The organism is Rhizobium album, from assembly GCF_003122325.1.
Lineage (GTDB): Bacteria > Pseudomonadota > Alphaproteobacteria > Rhizobiales > Rhizobiaceae > Metarhizobium > Metarhizobium album.
The window spans coordinates 171,064-188,610 of record NZ_QFBC01000010.1 but is presented as its reverse complement, the minus strand read 5'-3'; the positions used below and the strand labels follow the sequence as shown (position 1 = coordinate 188,610).

General features: G+C 62.8%; 17 protein-coding genes and 1 riboswitch. Of the genes, 4 read left to right on the top strand and 13 right to left on the bottom strand.

The annotated features are described in order from the left end of the window. Positions 1-51: 51 nt before the first annotated feature. The gene (gene bcoG / locus DEM27_RS20775; protein WP_109460162.1) at positions 52-954 is read right to left on the bottom strand and encodes a 3-dehydrocarnitine:acetyl-CoA trimethylamine transferase BcoG; all 903 of its coding nucleotides are present in this window, start codon (positions 952-954) and stop codon (positions 52-54) included. Between the two features lie 110 nt (positions 955-1,064). Here bcoG and DEM27_RS20770 point away from each other — a divergent pair, with 110 nt between their 5' ends. Beyond that, positions 1,065-2,030, top strand: coding sequence for a GlxA family transcriptional regulator (locus DEM27_RS20770; protein WP_109460161.1), 966 nt, complete (start codon positions 1,065-1,067; stop codon positions 2,028-2,030). Positions 2,031-2,170: 140 nt separating this feature from the next. Here DEM27_RS20770 and DEM27_RS20765 read toward each other — a convergent pair whose 3' ends face one another. The 6 genes from DEM27_RS20765 to DEM27_RS20740 form a co-directional block, all read right to left on the bottom strand. After that, complete coding sequence (locus DEM27_RS20765; RefSeq protein WP_205908936.1) at positions 2,171-2,494, bottom strand: DUF2834 domain-containing protein; 324 nt, start codon at positions 2,492-2,494, stop codon at positions 2,171-2,173. Positions 2,495-2,820: 326 nt separating this feature from the next. After that, entirely contained in the window at positions 2,821-3,582 is a 762-nt protein-coding gene (locus DEM27_RS20760) for an SDR family NAD(P)-dependent oxidoreductase (RefSeq protein WP_109460160.1), read from the bottom strand. Positions 3,583-3,586: 4 nt separating this feature from the next. After that, positions 3,587-4,411 carry an ABC transporter permease gene (locus DEM27_RS20755; RefSeq protein ID WP_109460159.1) on the bottom strand — a complete coding sequence of 275 codons (825 nt, stop codon included), beginning with the start codon at positions 4,409-4,411 and terminating at the stop codon, positions 3,587-3,589. Next, the gene (locus tag DEM27_RS20750) at positions 4,411-5,277 is read right to left on the bottom strand and encodes an ABC transporter permease (RefSeq protein WP_109460158.1); all 867 of its coding nucleotides are present in this window, start codon (positions 5,275-5,277) and stop codon (positions 4,411-4,413) included. Before DEM27_RS20750 ends, DEM27_RS20755 begins: the two co-directional genes overlap by 1 nt. Positions 5,278-5,528: 251 nt before the next feature. After that, positions 5,529-6,689: a polyamine ABC transporter substrate-binding protein gene (locus tag DEM27_RS20745; protein WP_109460157.1), complete on the bottom strand. Its 1,161-nt coding sequence runs from the start codon at positions 6,687-6,689 to the stop codon at positions 5,529-5,531. Between the two features lie 38 nt (positions 6,690-6,727). Beyond that, positions 6,728-7,810 carry an ABC transporter ATP-binding protein gene (locus tag DEM27_RS20740; RefSeq protein ID WP_109460156.1) on the bottom strand — a complete coding sequence of 361 codons (1,083 nt, stop codon included), beginning with the start codon at positions 7,808-7,810 and terminating at the stop codon, positions 6,728-6,730. Between the two features lie 193 nt (positions 7,811-8,003). Here DEM27_RS20740 and DEM27_RS20735 point away from each other — a divergent pair, with 193 nt between their 5' ends. Further along, positions 8,004-8,813, top strand: a complete 810-nt coding sequence (locus DEM27_RS20735) for a helix-turn-helix domain-containing protein (protein WP_109460197.1) — start codon at positions 8,004-8,006, stop codon at positions 8,811-8,813. Positions 8,814-8,877: 64 nt separating this feature from the next. Here the strand turns inward: DEM27_RS20735 and DEM27_RS20730 are convergent, their stop codons facing one another. The 6 genes from DEM27_RS20730 to DEM27_RS20705 all read right to left on the bottom strand — a co-directional run bounded on the left by DEM27_RS20730 (position 8,878) and on the right by DEM27_RS20705 (position 14,893). Continuing rightward, positions 8,878-9,354: a 6,7-dimethyl-8-ribityllumazine synthase gene (locus tag DEM27_RS20730; RefSeq protein ID WP_109460155.1), complete on the bottom strand. Its 477-nt coding sequence runs from the start codon at positions 9,352-9,354 to the stop codon at positions 8,878-8,880. Positions 9,355-9,514: 160 nt separating this feature from the next. Beyond that, positions 9,515-9,662, bottom strand: a riboswitch (FMN riboswitch). 85 nt (positions 9,663-9,747) lie between these two features. Then, a complete protein-coding gene (locus tag DEM27_RS20725; RefSeq protein WP_109460154.1) occupies positions 9,748-10,809 on the bottom strand; it encodes an ABC transporter ATP-binding protein in 1,062 nt (353 codons plus the stop codon). Between the two features lie 9 nt (positions 10,810-10,818). Further along, entirely contained in the window at positions 10,819-11,601 is a 783-nt protein-coding gene (locus DEM27_RS20720) for an ABC transporter permease (protein ID WP_109460153.1), read from the bottom strand. Then, positions 11,598-12,488, bottom strand: coding sequence for an ABC transporter permease (locus tag DEM27_RS20715; protein ID WP_109460152.1), 891 nt, complete (start codon positions 12,486-12,488; stop codon positions 11,598-11,600). Before DEM27_RS20715 ends, DEM27_RS20720 begins: the two co-directional genes overlap by 4 nt. 84 nt (positions 12,489-12,572) lie before the next feature. Continuing rightward, positions 12,573-13,679, bottom strand: a complete 1,107-nt coding sequence (locus DEM27_RS20710; protein ID WP_109460151.1) for an ABC transporter substrate-binding protein — start codon at positions 13,677-13,679, stop codon at positions 12,573-12,575. Between the two features lie 338 nt (positions 13,680-14,017). Next, positions 14,018-14,893 carry a MurR/RpiR family transcriptional regulator gene (locus DEM27_RS20705; RefSeq protein ID WP_109460196.1) on the bottom strand — a complete coding sequence of 292 codons (876 nt, stop codon included), beginning with the start codon at positions 14,891-14,893 and terminating at the stop codon, positions 14,018-14,020. A gap of 178 nt (positions 14,894-15,071) precedes the next feature. On the opposite strand from DEM27_RS20705, the gene DEM27_RS20700 reads away from it, so the two are divergent. Both DEM27_RS20700 and DEM27_RS20695 read left to right on the top strand, forming a co-directional pair. Further along, positions 15,072-15,845 carry an N-formylglutamate amidohydrolase gene (locus DEM27_RS20700; protein WP_109460150.1) on the top strand — a complete coding sequence of 258 codons (774 nt, stop codon included), beginning with the start codon at positions 15,072-15,074 and terminating at the stop codon, positions 15,843-15,845. Positions 15,846-15,971: 126 nt separating this feature from the next. Next, positions 15,972-17,519 (top strand): amino acid permease, encoded by a 1,548-nt coding sequence (locus DEM27_RS20695; protein ID WP_109460149.1) that lies wholly within the window; start codon positions 15,972-15,974, stop codon positions 17,517-17,519. Positions 17,520-17,547 lie beyond the last annotated feature (28 nt).

Below are 17,547 nucleotides of genomic sequence, written 5' to 3'. Positions count from 1 at the left end.
GTGGGGAGACGGTGCCCGAGGGCGGATGGGGGGCCTCGGCGCTTCCGGCCCCTACCGCTTCGTCAGCTTCAGCTTCTTGCGGACCTCGTCCGGCCCGATGACCTTCGCACCCATGCCCTCGATCACCGAGACGGCCTTTTCGACGAGCTGGGCATTGGTGGCGAGCTGGCCCTTGCCGACGTAGAGATTGTCCTCAAGCCCGACGCGGACGTTGCCGCCGGCAAGCACGGCGGCAGCCGGATAGGCGAGCGCGTTGCGGCCGATGGAGAAGGCGGAGAAAGTCCAGTTGGACGGCACGTTGTTGACCATCGCCATGTAGGTGTTGAGGTCGTCCGGCGCGCCCCACGGAATGCCCATGCACAGCTGGATCAGCACCGGATCCTCGATCAGGCCTTCCTCGACCAGCTGCTTGGCGAACCACAGGTGGCCGGTGTCGAAAGCCTCGATCTCCGGGCGGACGCCGAGGTCGGTCATCTGTTTGGCCATGGCGCGCAGCATCGACGGCGTGTTGGTCATCACGTAGTCGCCAAGCGAAAAGTTCATCGTGCCGCAATCGAGCGTGCAGATTTCCGGCAGGCATTCGGCGACGTGGGAAACGCGCTCGGTGGCGCCGGCCATGTCGGTGCCCTTGGGGTTGAGCGGCAGCGGGTGTTCGACATCGCCGAAAATCATGTCGCCGCCCATGCCGGCGGTGAGGTTGAGAACCACGTCGACCTCGGCGTCACGGATGCGATCGGTGACTTCCTTGTAGAGGTCGTTGCGGCGGCTCGGCGCGCCGGTTTCCGGATCGCGGACATGACAGTGGACGATGGCGGCGCCGGCCTTGGCGGCATCGACCGCGGCAGCAGCGATATCCTTCGGCGAACGCGGCACATGCGGCGATTTGCCGGCGGTATCGCCCGAGCCGGTGACGGCGCAGGTGATGAAAACTTCGCGATTCATAGCAAGCGGCATGTTTCTCTCCCCGTGTTTGAAATGCATTACGATCCAAGTCAGGTTGCCGTGCTTTGCATTCCCGGAACTGTGCTTTACATTATCGGAACATCTTCATTCGGTCTGGACCCATGTTCGCTCCCATCCCGGAAACGCTCGATATCGATCTCCTCGTCCTGCCCGACACCAACCTGATCCTGGTCGCTTCGGTGATCGAGCCGTTGCGTGTGGTCAACCGTATCGTCGGGCGCGACCTCTATCGCTGGCGGATCTTCAGCCCGGACGGACAGGCGATCGAGACGAAAAGCCGGATTCCGGTCCCGGTCGACGGCGCGTTCCGTCCGGAGAAGGAGACGGCGCCGCTCTTCGTGCTCTCCAGCCACAACTGGCGCCGGAACGCCACACCGGCGCTGAAGATGGCGCTGTCGAAGACGGCCCGTCACCGCAGCATGGTCGCCGGCATCGAATCGGGTACCTGGCTTCTGGCCGAAACCAGCTTGCTCGACAGCGTGCGGGCGACGACGCATTGGGAGGATTTCGACGATTTCGCCAGCGCCTATCCGCAGATCGACATGGTGCGCGAGCGCTTCGTCATCGACGGCAAGCGGATCACCACCGGCGGCTCGCTGCCGACCGTCGATCTGATGCTGGAGATCGTTCGGCGGCGGCAAGGCTATTCGCTGGCGCTGGAGGTGTCGCGGCAGTTCATCTACGAACAGGCCGACCGAAGGCAGGAGACGTCTGCCATGCCGTCCACCGGCAGCATGCGGGTGATGGACCAGCGGGTGGCGCAGGCGGTAAAACTGATGGAGGAGCATATCGACGAGCCGCTGCTGCTGGCGCGCCTCGCCCGCCGCATCGGTCTCAGCGCCCGCCATTTGCAGGCGCTCTTTCAGGAAAGCATCGGCGTACCGCCGCATGTTCATTACCTGGCATTGCGGCTCAATGCGGCGCGGCGCAAGGTGATCGAAAGCCGGCTACCGTTCGCCGACATCGCCCTGGCGACGGGCTTCAACTCGGCTTCGGCCTTTGCGCGCAGCTACAAGGCGCATTTTCGCGAGAGCGCATCGGAAACGCGGCGGCGGTTGCAGGGGTAAACGTCAGCCTGTGGTTTCCCGTGTTACGTTGCAGGTGTGGAAAAAGACAGGTTTCGGCGGGAAGCACCACGACATGGCTGCTGTGAACATGTCCGAGATGGGGTGAGAAGCGGAAAGGTCGGCCCTGAAAGGCGGTGGTATTAATTCCGTTCACGCAGATACAGGTAAAGCGGCAGCGCCAGCGATAGCCCAACGAAAAAGCTTGCTGGAAGAACCAGCCACCAGTAAGCGACGCTGCTCCTGGCCGCATCCCGCCATGACCATACCCAGAATATGAAGATCGTAATCAGTACATCGGCGGAGAAACCACCGGCTGCACCGTTGGCAAACAACGACTGCAGGAAAAGCGGAATATCAGGCCCGTTCAGTGCGAAGAAAGATGCAAAAAACGACCAAGGCACCACAGTTCCCAATACAGCCATAACCAAATAGAAGTTTCTGGCACTCATTTCCTCGTCCTTCATCACAAAAAATCCCAATCATGGGACTTGTCTGTTATTTGGTTCGGGATTCCTGATCCTCCCCACGCAGTTGCGTTACCGGGAAATAATAAATAAAATATTCAGTTACAGCGCCGTGCGTCTTTCAAGGCGCGCTCAGGATGATGCCGCACTTTGAAAGTGCGGCATGATGCAGGTTTAGGATGAGCGATCGTTGTGGCTGTATAGCCGATGGTGCGAGAGTGGGGACAGTCAGGAACATCCTGAAGCATGCCTGGTATCGGCGCATAGCGCTCGAACTGGAACTCCTGAGTTGGCGAAGGCGCCGGCCGACGAATGGCCGCCCGCTTTCACACCACCGTCTCGCCACCATCGACAACCAGCACCTGCCCCGTCATGTAGGACGAGCGGTCCGAAACCAGGAACAACACGGATTCGGCGACCTCTTCGACGCTGCCCCAGCGGCCGAGGGGCACGCGGTCGCGGATATAGGCCTCCAGCGCCTCGCGGCCGCCGAGCTGGCGGATGAAGGGGTCGTTGAAGGGCGTGTCCACCCAGCCGGGGCAGAGCGCGTTGACGCGGATGCCGAATTTTCCGTAGTCGCCGGCCATCTGCCGGGTCATGGCGATGACGGCGTGCTTGGTGGTCGTATAGGCGATCATCTCGCGGTCGTAGAGGATGCCGGAGGACGACGAGGTGTTGAGGATGACGCCTCTGCCGGCCGCCTTCATTGCCGGCACCACCAGCCTTGCGGCGAGGAAATGCGAGCGGACGTTCAGGTCCCAGGAACGGTCGAAGCCGTCGAGCGACACGCTTTCGAGATCGCCCTCCACCTGCGCGCCGGCGTGGTTGTGCAGGATGTCGATGCGGCCGTGGCGGGCGAGCACGCCGTTGATGCCGGCCTCCAGGGCGCCGTCGTCGGTGACGTCGGCGACCAGCATCTCGGCCCTGCCGCCCTCCGCCTCGATGACGGCCAGCGATGCGGCGGCACTGTCCGCCTGGCGGTCGACGATGACGACATGCGCACCCTCGCGGGCGAGGATGGCGGCGGAGGCGCGGCCGATGCCGGAGCCGGCGCCGGTGACGAGGGCGACGCGGTCTTTGAGGATCATGGGGTTACTCCGTGGCGGCGGTCTTCGCCTTGCGTTCGCGCATCAGCACGCGGGCGACGACGATCATCACCAGCGAGGCGACGAGCACCAGCGTGGCGATGGCATTGATTTCCGGCGTGACGCCGCGGCGGATCGAGGCGAAGACATACATCGGCAGCGTCGTCTTCGAGCCGGCGACGAAGAAGGCGACGATGAAATCGTCGAAGGAAAAGGTGAAGGCGAGCAGGAAGCCGGCGAGGATCGACGGCAGGATCTGCGGCAGCACGATCTGCCGGAAGGTGGTGAGCGGCGTGGCGTAGAGATCGCCGGAGGCTTCGACGATGTCGCGGCCGAGGCTTGAGATGCGCGCCTTGACGATCATCGTCACCAGCGCCATCGAGAACAGCCCGTGGGCGGCGATGATCGAGCCGTAGCCGAGGCCGATCTTCGGCGGCCGTTCGCCGGGCCAGAGGCTTGCCAGCACCGGATTGATGAAGGCGAAGACCTCCACCAGCGCCACCAGCGTGGCGATGCCGATGACGACGCCCGGCACGACGATCGCCGCGGCGAACAGGCCGTCGAAGACGGCGCGGGCGCGTGGCGACAGGCGTTCCATGCCGAGGGCCGCCATCGTGCCGAACACGGCGGCGAGCGTGGCGCTGGTGAAGGCGATGATCAGGCTGTTGATCAGCGCGTCGGTGAGGAAGCCGTTGGACAGCGCCTTGCCGTACCATTGCGTCGAGAAGCCGGTGAACTCGCTGGCATTGCGCCCGGCATTGAAGGAGAACAGCACCACCAGAGCGATCGGCGCATAGAGGAACAGGTAGACGGCGGAAACGAGGGCGCGCATCAGACGAGATCCACCTGGCGGGTGCCGGCAAACCGCCAGGCGATGCGCATGGCGACCAGCAGCACGAGGACGACGACGGCGACCAGCGTCACGGCGATCGCCGAGCCGAACGGCCAGTTGCGCGATTGCAGGAAGAGGTCGACCAGCGCGTTGCCGATGAAGAACACCTTGCCGCCGCCGAGCAACTGCGGGATCAGGTATTCGCCGAGCAGCAGGATGGTGACGAGTGCGGTGCCGGTCATGACGCCGGGCAGCGACAGCGGCAGGGTGATGCCGAAGAAGGTCGAGAGCGGTTTTGCGCCGAGATCGGCGGAGGCTTCCAGCAGGCGCAGGTCGAGCTTTTCGAGGCTGACATAGATCGGCATGATCATCAGCGGCAGGTAACCGTAGACGATGCCGAGCAGCACGGCGCCCGGCGTGTTCAGCATCCTGACATCGCTGATGCCGACCATGTCGAGCAGGTTGGGCAGGCCGCGCGAACCGAGGATGTACATCCAGGCATAGGTGCGCACCAAAAGGCTGGTCCAGAAGGGCACCACCACCAGCGACACCAGCACCAGCCGGTATTTCGGGCTGGCCTTGACGGCGAGGAAATAGGCGACGGGATAGGCGACGATGAGGCAGAGGAAGGCGCCGACCGGGGCGATCATCATGGTGTTGCGGAAGGCAGCGGCGCGCGAGCCGAGATTGGCGAACTGCGCGAAAGTGAAGGCTGCCTGGTAACCGCCCTCGGGTGCGCGCTCGCCGAAGGCGAAGACCAGGATGGCGATGAACGGCAGCACCAGGAACACGAACAGCCACGCCGCCGCCGGCGCGACGAGCGCCGAGGTGACGAGGTTTCGTTTCGTGGCGGGGGCTAAAGGCATGCTGCAGTGTTTCCGGTGTCGGGTTGGAGAGAGAGTATGAATGGGTGCGCCCAGCCCCTTCTCCCTTCGGGGAGAAGGGGCTGCAGGACGCAGCGGGATGAGGGGGTGCGACAAGCGCCGAGGCTGGTCGTGTCAGCCCCTCATCCGCCCCTTCGGGCCACCTTCTCCCCGAGGGGAGAAGGGGAGGAGGCGAGGCTTGCGCCCCGCCGATCACGGGTGAGGGGCAGGTCCGCCAGACCCCTCGCAGCCCGTCAGGCCGACTTGAACCGCGCCATCAGCTCTGCCCGGCCTGGATCGGTGAGCGTCACGGCGGCGCCGAATTCGAGCGGGGTGAGGGCTGCTTCATCCGGATAGACGATCTTGTTCGAGGTAATCTCCGCCGGCAGCAGCGCGATGACGCGGCTGTCGGTGGTCGGCGCGCCGTTGGCGATGTGTTCCTTCACGGCGACGGCAGGGTCCATCAGGAAGTTGAGCAGCGCATAACCGGCCGCCTTGTTCGGCGCATCCTTGGGGATGGCGTAGAAATCGGTCCAGATCTCGCCGCCGTCCTTGCCGAGGATGTAGGCAATCTCCGGCATGTCGCGGTTGAGCTGGGCGCCGTCATTGGTCCAGCACATGGTGAGCCACGCGTCGGTGGCGCGCATCGAGGGCTGGTAGTCGCTGTTGATGGCGTAGAGGTGCGGCTTGACCTTGATCAGCAGTTCCTCGGCCTTGGCCAGTTCTTCCGGCTTGATGGAGTTGAAGGAATAGCCAAGCGAAACCAGCGCATTGCCGATGGTGGTCAGCTGGTAATCATGCACCATGGCGCGGCCGTCGGCCTCGGTCTGTGCCAACTCGAAGAAATCCTTCCACGAGGTCATCGGCGTCTTGATCTTGCCGGTGTTGACGGCAAAGCCGGTGGTGCCCCAGTTCTTCGGCAGCGCATAGGTCTTGCCGTCGACCATGCCTTCGTTGGTGAAGCGGGTGTTCTGGGTCGATGGGCTGAAGTTCGGCGCCTTGGCAATATCGAGTTCGTCGATCAGGCCGAGCTTCACATAGGTGGAGATCGTGTAGTTGGTCGGCACGAACAGGTCCCAGCCCGAGGCGCCGGCCTGCAGCTTCGCCAGCATTTCTTCGTTGGAGCCGAAGACGTTGACTTCGACGGCAACGCCCGTCGCTGCCGTGAAGGCTTCGAAGGTGGCCGGGTCGTGGTAGTTCGGCCAGGTGGCGATCGACATCTGCGTGCCGAGATCCTGGGCGTAGGCTGCGCCGCCCTGCAGGCCGGGGACGCGGGCGATGACGGCGGCGGCAAGCCCCAGGCCGGTGACGCCGAGGAAATGGCGGCGGCTCACCGAGCCGCGTTTCAGCCGCATGAATTCCTCCATGAAGCGGCTGGCGGAGATCGGCAGGCTGTCCTTGTAATCTTTGCTCATGTCGTTGTTCCCTTTTATATTTTGGCTGCTTTACGATTTCATGCCGGAAAGACGTGGGCACCCGAGGGGTCGAAGACGAGCCGGACGGGATCGCCCGGTTCGGCGAGACCGTCCGCGGCCAGCGATTGCCGTTCCGCCGTGACGAGCAGGTCGCCGAGGCCCGAAACGGCGACGGAATATTCGACGCTGGAGCCGAGAAAGATGCGGTGGGTGACGGTGCCGGCGATACCGCCTGCCGCTTCCGCGGCCTTGGCGAGGCGGATCGCTTCCGGACGAACTGCAAGCGTCAGGGCCGTACCCGGCGCCAGCAACGTATCGCGGACCGGCATCAGGGCGCCGGAGGACAGACGCACGGCATTGCCGTTTTCGAGCGTTCCGGAGAGGCGGTTGGTCTTGCCGACGAAATCGGCGACGAAGATATTGGCCGGGCGGTCGTAGACCTCCTGGGGGCTGGCGAACTGCACGATGCGGCCGGCGCTCATGACGCAGACCTTGTCGCTCATCGACAGCGCCTCTTCCTGGTCGTGGGTGACGAGCACGAAGGTGATGCCGAGTTCGCGCTGCAGCGTCTGCAGCTCGATCTGCATGGCGGTGCGCAGCTTCTTGTCGAGAGCGGCGAGCGGTTCGTCGAGCAGCAGCACCTTCGGCTTGTTGACCAGTGCGCGGGCAAGCGCCACGCGCTGCTGCTGGCCGCCCGACATCTCGTGGATGCGGCGCTTGCCGAAACCGCCGAGACGCACCATCTCGAGCGCCGCGCCGACCCGGCGTGAAATTTCCGCCGCCTCGATCTTCGGCCGCATCTGCTTCAGGCCGTAGGCGACGTTCGCCTCGACGTCGAAATGTGGGAAGAGGGCATAATGCTGGAACACCATGTTGACCGGCCGCCGATAGGGCGGAATGCCGGCCATGGCGGCACCGCCGATCTGCACCTCGCCCTCGCTCGGCTGCTCGAAGCCGCCGATCATGCGCAGGCAGGTGGTCTTGCCGCAGCCGGACGGGCCGAGCAGTGCGACGAACGCGCCTTTCGGCACGGCGAGATTGATGTCGGTCACCGCCGTCACCGCGCCATAACGCTTGGTGACCGAACGGAATTCGATGTCGTTAACGGACGCGGATGTCACTCTCTGTTCCCTGCGGCTGTATCGGGTTTTTTCGGCAGTCTGTCGCTGCCTTGCCACCGTCGCTTGGGATCAAGACTAATCCCGTCTCCCCAAAGATATATACCCCGAAAGTGGTATTTTGACTGATTTCGTTCTGTGGGAGGAATATAACCCGAAAGACGCCCAGCCATGGGTTCGCGGGAGGCGGGGGATGATGCGGCTCGATCTCAACATGTTATGCCGGGCTGCGGGCTCGCTGATCGCCGATCCGCCCGCGGACGATGCCGAGGTGGGCCAGCGGTTCCGTGCCCTGATGGCGGCACTGGTCGATTTCGATCATGTCGTCGTCTTCGCCAATCGCGGCGAGGAGCGGCCGATCGAGCTGTTCAGCACCTTCAATCCGCAAGAGCACGTCATCTTCGTCAGCCTGTACCAGGACGGCGCCTACCTCCTCGATCCCTTCCACCACAATGCCCGCGACAGCCGGGCAGGGGTGTTTCGCATGCGGGAACTGGCGCCGGACCGGTTCTTTGCCGGCGAATATTACCGTACCTATTACATCAAGACCGGGCTTGCCGAGGAGATCGGTTTTTTCGTGCCCGACGACGATGGCGTAACCATCGTGCTGTCGCTGATGCGCAAGGAGGAGACGGGCGCATTTTCAGCCGCGGAGTTCGCGCTGCTGCAGCAGGCCGAACCGCTGGTCAACGCCATGGTGCGGCAGTTCTGGGGGCGGACGGGGGAGCGTTTCGATGCTGCAAAAGCCGATGCGCGCCATCATGCCCGGCGGCAGGGCGGCGAGGTGCCGGATCGCATCTGGCGCAGCCTCAACCTGACCAGCCGCGAGGCGGCGATCATCGATCTGGTGCTGCAGGGACATTCGTCCGAATCGATCGGCCTCAGGCTGTCGATTTCGACGGGCACGGTGAAGGTTCACCGGCGCAACGTCTACCGCAAGCTCGGCATTTCGTCGCAGACGCAATTGCTGTCGTTGTATCTGGGGAATTTGAAGTCGCCGGCATAGGTGGCGGGCTTATGAAAGGATGGGTGGTGGGCTGCCGATGATCCAGCAGCCCACCACAAAATCCTCAGGCGTTGACCAGAGCGATCTTGGCGCGCTCGGCAAGGATCTGCTTGGCGGCGTTGGCGGCTTCGCGGCCCTTGGTGACGAAGTGGGTCTTGAAGAAGCCGATATGGGCTTCTGATTCCTGGAAATTGTGCGGCGTCAGCACGGCGGAGAGCACCGGCACGCCGGTATCTAGGCTGACGCGCATCATCGCGTCGAGCACGGTGCCGGCGACGAAATCGTGGCGGTAGATGCCGCCATCGACCACGAAGGCGCTGCCGAGAACGGCCGAGAAGCGGCCGGTCTTGATCAGCGTCTGGGCGTGCAGCGGAATTTCCAGCGCGCCGGGAACGTCGAAGATCTCGATGTCGCTGGCCTTGCCACCGAGCTTTTCCCATTCGGCGACGAAGGAGTTGACACATTGATCGACGATATCGGCGTGCCAGCGGGCACGGATGACGGCGATCTGGTTTCCAAGCGGGTTGACGGCGATCGTCATAGGTCTCTTGCCTTTCAAGGGTTTGCAGGCACCGCTTTCACTGGCGGGCCATGCAAAGTTTGTGTTTTGAACCGGATTGCCGCAGGCGGCGGTCCGATCCCAAGCATCCCTTGGGCGAACAGCATGGACACGATAGCCCACGTGTCGCGGGTATCGGCCAGCGTGTTCTCTTCCATCCGGACTATACCGTCGGCTCCGGCATCTCACCGGATCTGCTGACCTTCCGGCGGGAGCCGGAAGCGCTCGCGGGCTCCGGGCATGCGCCCGATACCGCCGGTGGGGAATTGCACCCCGCCCTGAGAACGGAATGACTATAGACTCGATGAAAACGAAAAATCAAAGAAAAATATGCCGGGCAAGGCCCGGCACGAAGCAGACAGTTTCTTTTGCCGCTCAGTCGAGCAGAACGAGCAGATCGCTGGCGGCGAAACGCAGGGTCACCGTCTCGCCGGCGGCCGGCGGCAGGAGGCCCGGATTGTTGAACATGTCGAAAGAAATCGTGCTGCCGCCGAGATCCATGCGCGTGCGGATGACGGAGCCGAGGAAGTGGGCCGAGACCACCTTGCCGGTCAGCGCCGTGTCGCCCTCGGCCGATTCGGCCAGCGAACCGGTTTCCGGGCGCATGGCGAGCGAGATCGGATCGCCGGCCTTGAAGGCGGCGATCGAATGCCTGAGCGTCAACTGCTGGTCGCCGATGGCAACGCGGTTGGAGGCGGGATCGACCACCTTCGCTTCGATGACGTTGAGCGTACCGACGAAGGAGGCGACGAACCGGGTTGCCGGGGTGTTGTACACTTCGAACGGCGTGCCGATCTGGTCGGCCTTGCCGGCATTCATCACGACGATACGGTCGGAGATCGACAGTGCCTCTTCCTGGTCGTGGGTGACGAAGACGGTGGTGATGCCGAGCTTCTGCTGGATGGCGCGGATTTCCTCGCGCAGCGACACGCGGATCTTGGCGTCGAGCGCCGAAAGCGGTTCGTCGAGCAGCAGCACCTGCGGCTTGGGGGCAAGCGCACGGGCCAGCGCGACGCGCTGCTGCTGGCCGCCCGACATCTGGTAAGGGTAACGATCGGCGAGGTGGTCGAGGCGGATGAGGCCGAGCATTTCCTTGACGCGGGCTGCGATTTCCGTTTTCGGGGCGCCGGCGACCTTGAGGCCGAAGGCGACGTTTTCGGCGACGTTCATGTTCGGAAACAGCGCGTAGGCCTGGAAGACCATGCCGATGTTGCGCTGGTTCGGGCGAAGGTTCTGCTGGCTTTTGCCGTTGATGGAGATCGTGCCGCCCGAAGGCGTTTCGAAGCCGGCGATCATGCGCAGAATGGTGGTCTTGCCGCAACCGGAAGGGCCGAGGAAGGAGATGAACTCACCCTTCTCGATGGACATGTTGAAATCCTTGACCACCTGCACCGGGCCGAAGGATTTTTGAACGTGTGTGAGGGTCAGGAAGCTCATGAAAGGTCCTTAGGCGGCGCTCTGCACGCCCTTCTGGAAACGGGAAACTAGCTGGATCAGGCCGAGGCAGCCCCAGGTCAGCGCGAAGGACATCACCGCGAGTGCCGCGGGTTCGTAAGCCCTGTTGGCGCCGAGCAACTGCATGTAGGGACCGAAGGCAGGCCGGTTGAGCAGGGCGGCCATGGTGAACTCGCCGATGACGATGGCGAAGGTCAGGAAGGCGCCGGAGAGAACGGCGACCAGCACGTTCGGCAGGATGATCTTGGCAAGGATCGTCGTCCATCCGGCACCGAGGCTCTGGGCTGCTTCCGTCAGCGTGGCGATGTCGATCGAGCGCAACCCCGTGTCGACGGAGCGGTACATGTAGGGCAGGGCCAGCGTCGCGTAACCGAACATCAAGAGGATGTTCGTGCCGGTGATCGAGCCGGTGAGCGGCAGCCAGCTCGAGGTGTTGTAGAGCCGGATATAACCGAAGACGATGACGATGGCCGGGATCACCAGCGGCAGCAGCGTGACGAATTCGATGTAGGGGCGCAGGCCCGGCAGCTTGAGGCGTACCCAATAGGCGGTGGGCACCACCAGCAGCACGCCGAAGATGATGGTCGCCAGCGCCATCAGGATCGAGAAGACGAAGGTTTCCTGGAAGCGCGGATCGCCGAGCACGACGGCATAGGCATCCAGCGAATAGACGCCGCGGCGCATCTTCAGCGAAAAGTTGGTCATGCCGAGGAGCGGCAGGATGAAATAGAGCAGCCCGACGGTGAGCGCGCCCCAGGCCCATAATTTCTTCATTTCAGCCACCTTTCGCTGCGGGCGCGCAGCCAGATGTAGATCGTGTTGGCGATGCCGGTGATGACGATCATGCCGAAGGCAAGCGCATAGCCGAGATGAGGATTGCCGAGAACGTCGCCGCGGATCTGCGCAAACAGCAGGATCGGCACGATGGAGAGCGACGAACCGGTGAGCGCGATGGCGGTGGCGACGGCGCCGAAGGAATTGGCGAAAAGCAGGGCCAGCGTGCCGAGGAAGGACGGCAGCAGGATCGGAAAGGCGACCAAGCGCCAGTATTGCGCATTGGTGGCACCGAGGATCTGCGCCGCTTCGCGCCATTCGCGCTTCAGCCCGTCGAGCGCCGGCGTGATGATCAGGATCATCAGCGGGATCTGGAAGAACAGATAGGTGACGGTCAGGCCCCAGAAGGACAGGATGTTGAAGCCGAGCGCGCGCAGGTCGATGCCGAGCTCGGTTCGCAGGAACACCGTGAGCAGGCCGACCGGACCAAGCGTCGCCAGGAAGGCGAAGGCGAGCGGCACGCCGGCGAAGTTGGAGGCGACGCCAGAGAATGTCAGCAGCGGGCCGCGAATCCATTTCGGCAGGCCGCCGAGCACCACGGCGGCAGCGACGGAAAAGCCGATCAGGCAGCCGAGCAGTGCCGAGGCGATGCTGATCTTGATCGAGATCCAGTAGGCAGACAGGATCGAGGTGGTGAAAAGACCCCGGATGTTTTCCAGGGTGAAGCTTCCCTCGGGTGTCTGGAAGGCACCGATGACGATGCGCATCGTCGGCAGGATCAGGAACAGCAGGACGAAGATCGCGAACGGCAACGCGCCCAGCCAATGCAGCGGCAGGCGAAAGGGTGCGCGCGTCGGCTGTGGTGCAGCTGAACTGTCTGATGACATTAAGAAAACCTCGAAGGGGTTGCCATGATTGGCATACCGCAATCGTCGCCCCGGCCTGAGAGCCGGGGCGACGAAGGATGTCGCTTACTGCACGTTCGCGCCGACGACACTGTCCCAGGCGCTGGTGACGGCAGCCTTGTTGGCATCGACTTCCTCGAGGGTCGGGAAGTAGGCCTTTTCATAGGATGCCGCCGGCGGCAGGGCGTCGATCAGGTCCTGCGGAACCTTGCCGGCCTTGACCATGGCGTTGAAGCGTGCCGGGTGGCAGAAGCCCTTCAGCCAGCCGAGCTGACCGTCGTCGGAATACAGGTGCTCCATCCACAGCTTGGCAGCGTTCGGGTGCGGCGCATAGGCCGAGATCGCCTGGACGTAAACGCCGGCGAGAACGCCCTTCTCCGGAACCACGACTTCGGTCGGCGGGTTGCCGTTGAGGGTCTTGGCCCAGCTCAGCGCGTTGTAATCCCAGGCGACGACGATCGGGGTCGAGCCCTGCGCCAGCGTGCCGGACTTGCCGATAACCGGAACGAAGTTGCCGGCCTTGTTCAGCTCTGCAAAGTAGGACAGGCCTGCTTCACCGGCTTCCTTGCCAGCCTTTGCATCCTTTGCGAGGCCGGCGGCGAGAACGGCGAGGATCGCCTGGTTGGAAGCGCGCGGGTCACCGGCGAGGGAGACCTGACCGGAATATTCCGGCTTCAGCAGGTCGGCCCAGTCCTTCGGCGTGTTGGCGACGAGGTCCTTGTTCACCAGCAGCGACATGACGCCGTAATAATCACCGTACCAGTAGCCTTCGGCGTCCTTGATGGTGTCCGGAATTTCGTCCCAGGTGGAGACCTTGTACGGCTGGAGAAGGCCTTCGGCCTTGGCCTGCGGGCCAAAAGCGAGACCGACGTCGATCACGTCGGGCGACTGCGGGCCGGCATTGTCCTTGTTGGCCTTGATGGCCTCGACTTCGTCAGCCGAACCGGCATCCGGGTTCAGCTCGTTGACGGTGATTTCCGGATATTTTGCCTTGAACGAGGCAATGACGTCGCCGTAACCGCACCAGTCGTGCGGCAGGGCGATCGTGGTCAGTGCGCCTTCCTTCTTGGCGGCGTCGATCAGCTCCTGGCTCGGCTCGGCAGCTGCGATGGCGGTGGTCGCGATGACCATTGCGGTCGAAAGCGAAAGCAGGCGGGTCATGGTCGAGATCACTGTCTTCTCCTCTTGGTTTCTTCAGCGTCTGGCGACGCTGTTAATGGCGTTGCATGAAGCTTGTGTGACGATCTTTTGCTCATCCTCTGGGCGATTGCTCCCAGATCTGAAAAATGTTCGAGAACGTCACGATAATCGATCCTTCGTCACATGCCGCGGACGGCGCTTCCATTGTGAAGCCGCGGCAAATGGCGTCAGATGCTTGAAAATGCTGTTTGAAACTATCCCCTCCGTATCGGATTGTGACATATCCAAGCAGCAACCGCCTTGCCGGTCAAGAGAGGCATTCTCCTGTCCCGCGGCTTGCGCGGGCAGTCCCGGCTCCAGTGTCGATCCTCCTATTCGTTGGGTTTGCGGAACAGACGGGTCTGCTGAAAAAGGCCTTCGAGCGTTTTCATGCGTTCGCGCGTTTCATCCCACGTCGTCGATTGCACCGCCTCGATCAGCGCCTCGACGACAAAAAGCGTGACGACCGAGGAGTCCCAGGCCGAGGGCGCCTCGATCTGGATGCGGAAGATGTGGTGGGCGAATTTCGCGACGGGCGAGTTCCACTGGTCGGTGAACAGGATGATCGTGCCGCCGCGGCTCTTGGTCATTTCGGCGAGCTTGATCATCTCGGTTTCGTAGCGGCGGATGTCGAAGACGACGAGCAGGTCGCCGGCATTCATGTTCAGCACATATTGCGGCCACGTCCTGGCACCCGACGACATCAGCATCGTGTTCGGGCGGATGACCTGCATGTGGGTGAAGAAATATTCGGCCAGAGCCCCCGTGATGCGGCCGCCGACGAAATGGACGCTGCGCTTGCGATCCGAGAGCAGGGCGGCGACCTCGTCGAAGCTTTGCGGGTCGAGGTCGGAAAGGGTCTGGCGCATGTTGGCCATGATCGCGTCGGCGAAGCGGTTGAGAACATGGGCGTTCGGCGCACTCGCCGTCCAGCGGTCATGCTTGGCGATCGGGTTCGACAGGGTTTCTTCGAGTTCGCTGCGGAGGTTCGCCTGGAATTCCGGATAGCCCTTGTAACCGAGCTTCTGCACCATGCGTGCCACCGTGGGCGTCGACACGCCGGCACTCTCGGCGACGGCGGTGATGCTGCCGAGGCCCGAGACCGGATAGTTTTCCAGAAGGCTTTCCGCCAGCCGCTTTTCTGCGCGTGTCAACGCGTCGTAGCGCGCACGGATCACGTCCGATACGGTTCTTGGTGTCGTTGGCACAGGCCTGATGTTCCCCTTCCGGTCTTCGCCGGTTTTCACAGAATTGTAACACTCTCCATCATGCGGATGTCAATCAATGTTTTGAAGAGAAATTTTCAGATTTCGATTGACAGTTTCCGCGTCGTGAAGAATTCTCTTCGTTATAAGTTTTTATTAACGTTTCGAGTGGGCGTTGTAGATGCTGGTGCAATCCGGATTATTGACGCAGGCGGAAGGCGATCCGGTCGCCGTGGTCAACGGGGATGCGCGTGGCGCAGTCCTGCTCGTTTGCGAACATGCGTCGCGCACCTTGCCGGAGCGTCTCGGCACCCTCGGCCTTTCGGATGCCGCCCTGGTCAGCCATATCGCCTGGGATCCGGGGGCGCTGGCCGTTGCGCGACTGATGTCGAAAAGCCTCGATGCGACGCTTGTCTACCAGCGCTTCTCGCGCCTGGCTTATGATTGCAACCGTCCGCCGGAGGCGCCTGGCGCCATGCCGGTCACCAGCGAGATCTATGATATTCCGGGTAATCGTGGCCTGACGGAGGAGCAGAAAAACGAGCGCACCGAAGGGCTCTACCGGCCTTTCCACGATCGCATCGACAGGATCGTCGCCGATCGGCGGGCGCGTGGCCAGAAGACGGCGATCGTCACCATGCACAGCTTTACGCCGGTCTTCAACGGCGTGGCGCGTGCAGTCGAGATCGGCATTCTCCATGACACCGACAGCCGGCTGGCCGATGCCATGCTCGACGCCGCGGCCGGAACGGATCTCTACAAGGTGGCCCGCAACGAGCCCTACGGTCCGCAGGACGGCGTCACCCATAGCCTGAAACTTCACGGCCTCGACAACGGGCTGCTGAACGTGATGATCGAGGTCAGGAACGACCTTATCGCAGATGAAAACGGCCAAGGGGTCGCGGCCGATTTTCTGACGGGGCTGCTGCAGGAAAGCCTGCCAGCCCTATCGTAACAATCGACCCCCGGGGAGCAGCGGAAGCTGCGGTCGATCCGTCAAGGCGAAGCCGGCGGATCTTTTGGCGATGAATTGGAGACGGCCGGCGCAATCCCGCGCAAGGCCGCGAGGAGCAGGGGCACGATGTCAAACTATTCCGATACGGACAAGAAGGAGGACATGAGCGTCCTCCACTCCATGGGCTATGCCCAGGAGCTTGAACGGCGCATGAGTTCGTTCTCGAACTTCGCCGTTTCCTTCTCGATCATCTGCATTCTTTCGGGCGGCATCAATTCGCTCGCTCAGGCAACCGCCGGCGCCGGCGGCGCGGCGATCGGCATCGGCTGGCCGCTGGGTTGCTTCGTATCGGCCGTCTTCGCCATTGCCATGGCGCAGATCAGTTCGGCCTATCCGACAGCGGGCGGCCTCTATCACTGGGGTTCGATCCTCGGCAACCGCTTCACCGGCTGGCTGACCGCCTGGTTCAACCTGCTCGGCCTCGTCACCGTGCTCGGCGCCATCAACGTCGGCACCTACTATTTCTTCATGGGGTCGTTCGGCACGCCTTACTTCGGTCTGGAAGACAGCACGGTGACGCGGATCGTCTTCCTTGCCGTCATCACCGGCCTGCAGGCGCTGGTCAACCACATGGGTATCGGCCTGACGGCCAAGCTCACCGACTTCTCGGGCTACCTGATCTTCGTCACGTCGATCGCGCTTGCCGTCGTGTGCCTGGTTGCCGCGCCGAGCTATGAATTCGGCCGCCTGTTCACCTTCGCCAACTATTCCGGCGAGGCCGGCGGCAACGTCTGGCCGACGACGTCGGGCACCTGGGTCTTCCTGCTCGGCCTGCTTTTGCCGATCTATACGATCACCGGCTACGATGCTTCCGCCCATACTTCGGAAGAAACCATCAAGGCGGCCCATTCCGTGCCGCGCGGCATGGTAAGCTCGGTGCTTTGGTCGGCGATCTTCGGCTACATCATGCTTTGCTCCTTCGTGTTGATGCTGCCGAACATGGACGACGCCGCCAAGCAGGGCTGGAACGTCTTCTTCTGGGCGATGGACACGCAGGTCAATGTCGTCGTCAAGGACATCCTCTACTTCGCCATCCTCGTGTGCCAGTGGTTGTGCGGCCTTGCGACGGTGACCTCGGTTTCACGCATGATCTTCGCCTTCTCGCGTGACGGCGGCCTGCCGGCCTCCAAGGCGCTCGCGAAGGTCAGCCCGACCTATCGTACGCCGGTTGCGGCCATCTGGACCGGTTCGATCCTTGCCGTCCTGTTCGTCTGGGGCTCTTCGCTGGTCTCGATCGGCGAAACGCCGGTCTATACCATCGTCGTGTCGTGCACGGTCATCTTCCTGTTCTTCTCCTTCGCGATCCCGATCACGCTCGGCCTGTTCGCCTGGGGCACGTCGAAGTGGGACAAGATGGGTCCGTGGAACCTCGGCGAAGCCATGTTCAAGCTGTTTGCGGTGCTGACGGTCCTCGCCATGATCCTGATCTTCGTCCTCGGTATTCAGCCGCCGAACGAATGGGCGCTCTACATCACCGTCGGCTTCCTGGTGTTGACCGGCATCATCTGGTTCGGTTTCGAAAGCCGCCGCTTCCGTGGCCCGCCGATCGGCGACGAAGTTGCCCGCCGCCAGGCTGAAATCGCAGCTGCCGAAAAGGCCGTCGGCGAACACTGAGACGCTTCACTGCATGTGAGACAAGGGG

Coding starts and splice junctions, on each gene's coding strand:
- DEM27_RS20700 (WP_109460150.1), top strand. CDS start 15,072: ATGCTGGTGCAATCCGGATTATTGACGCAGGCGGAAGGCGATCCGGTC.
- DEM27_RS20750 (WP_109460158.1), bottom strand. CDS start 5,277: ATGCCTTTAGCCCCCGCCACGAAACGAAACCTCGTCACCTCGGCGCTC.
- bcoG (WP_109460162.1), bottom strand. CDS start 954: ATGCCGCTTGCTATGAATCGCGAAGTTTTCATCACCTGCGCCGTCACC.
- DEM27_RS20760 (WP_109460160.1), bottom strand. CDS start 3,582: ATGATCCTCAAAGACCGCGTCGCCCTCGTCACCGGCGCCGGCTCCGGC.
- DEM27_RS20695 (WP_109460149.1), top strand. CDS start 15,972: ATGTCAAACTATTCCGATACGGACAAGAAGGAGGACATGAGCGTCCTC.
- DEM27_RS20730 (WP_109460155.1), bottom strand. CDS start 9,354: ATGACGATCGCCGTCAACCCGCTTGGAAACCAGATCGCCGTCATCCGT.
- DEM27_RS20770 (WP_109460161.1), top strand. CDS start 1,065: ATGTTCGCTCCCATCCCGGAAACGCTCGATATCGATCTCCTCGTCCTG.
- DEM27_RS20735 (WP_109460197.1), top strand. CDS start 8,004: ATGCGGCTCGATCTCAACATGTTATGCCGGGCTGCGGGCTCGCTGATC.
- DEM27_RS20755 (WP_109460159.1), bottom strand. CDS start 4,411: ATGCGCGCCCTCGTTTCCGCCGTCTACCTGTTCCTCTATGCGCCGATC.
- DEM27_RS20745 (WP_109460157.1), bottom strand. CDS start 6,689: ATGAGCAAAGATTACAAGGACAGCCTGCCGATCTCCGCCAGCCGCTTC.
- DEM27_RS20715 (WP_109460152.1), bottom strand. CDS start 12,488: ATGTCATCAGACAGTTCAGCTGCACCACAGCCGACGCGCGCACCCTTT.
- DEM27_RS20725 (WP_109460154.1), bottom strand. CDS start 10,809: ATGAGCTTCCTGACCCTCACACACGTTCAAAAATCCTTCGGCCCGGTG.
- DEM27_RS20765 (WP_205908936.1), bottom strand. CDS start 2,494: ATGAAGGACGAGGAAATGAGTGCCAGAAACTTCTATTTGGTTATGGCT.
- DEM27_RS20720 (WP_109460153.1), bottom strand. CDS start 11,601: ATGAAGAAATTATGGGCCTGGGGCGCGCTCACCGTCGGGCTGCTCTAT.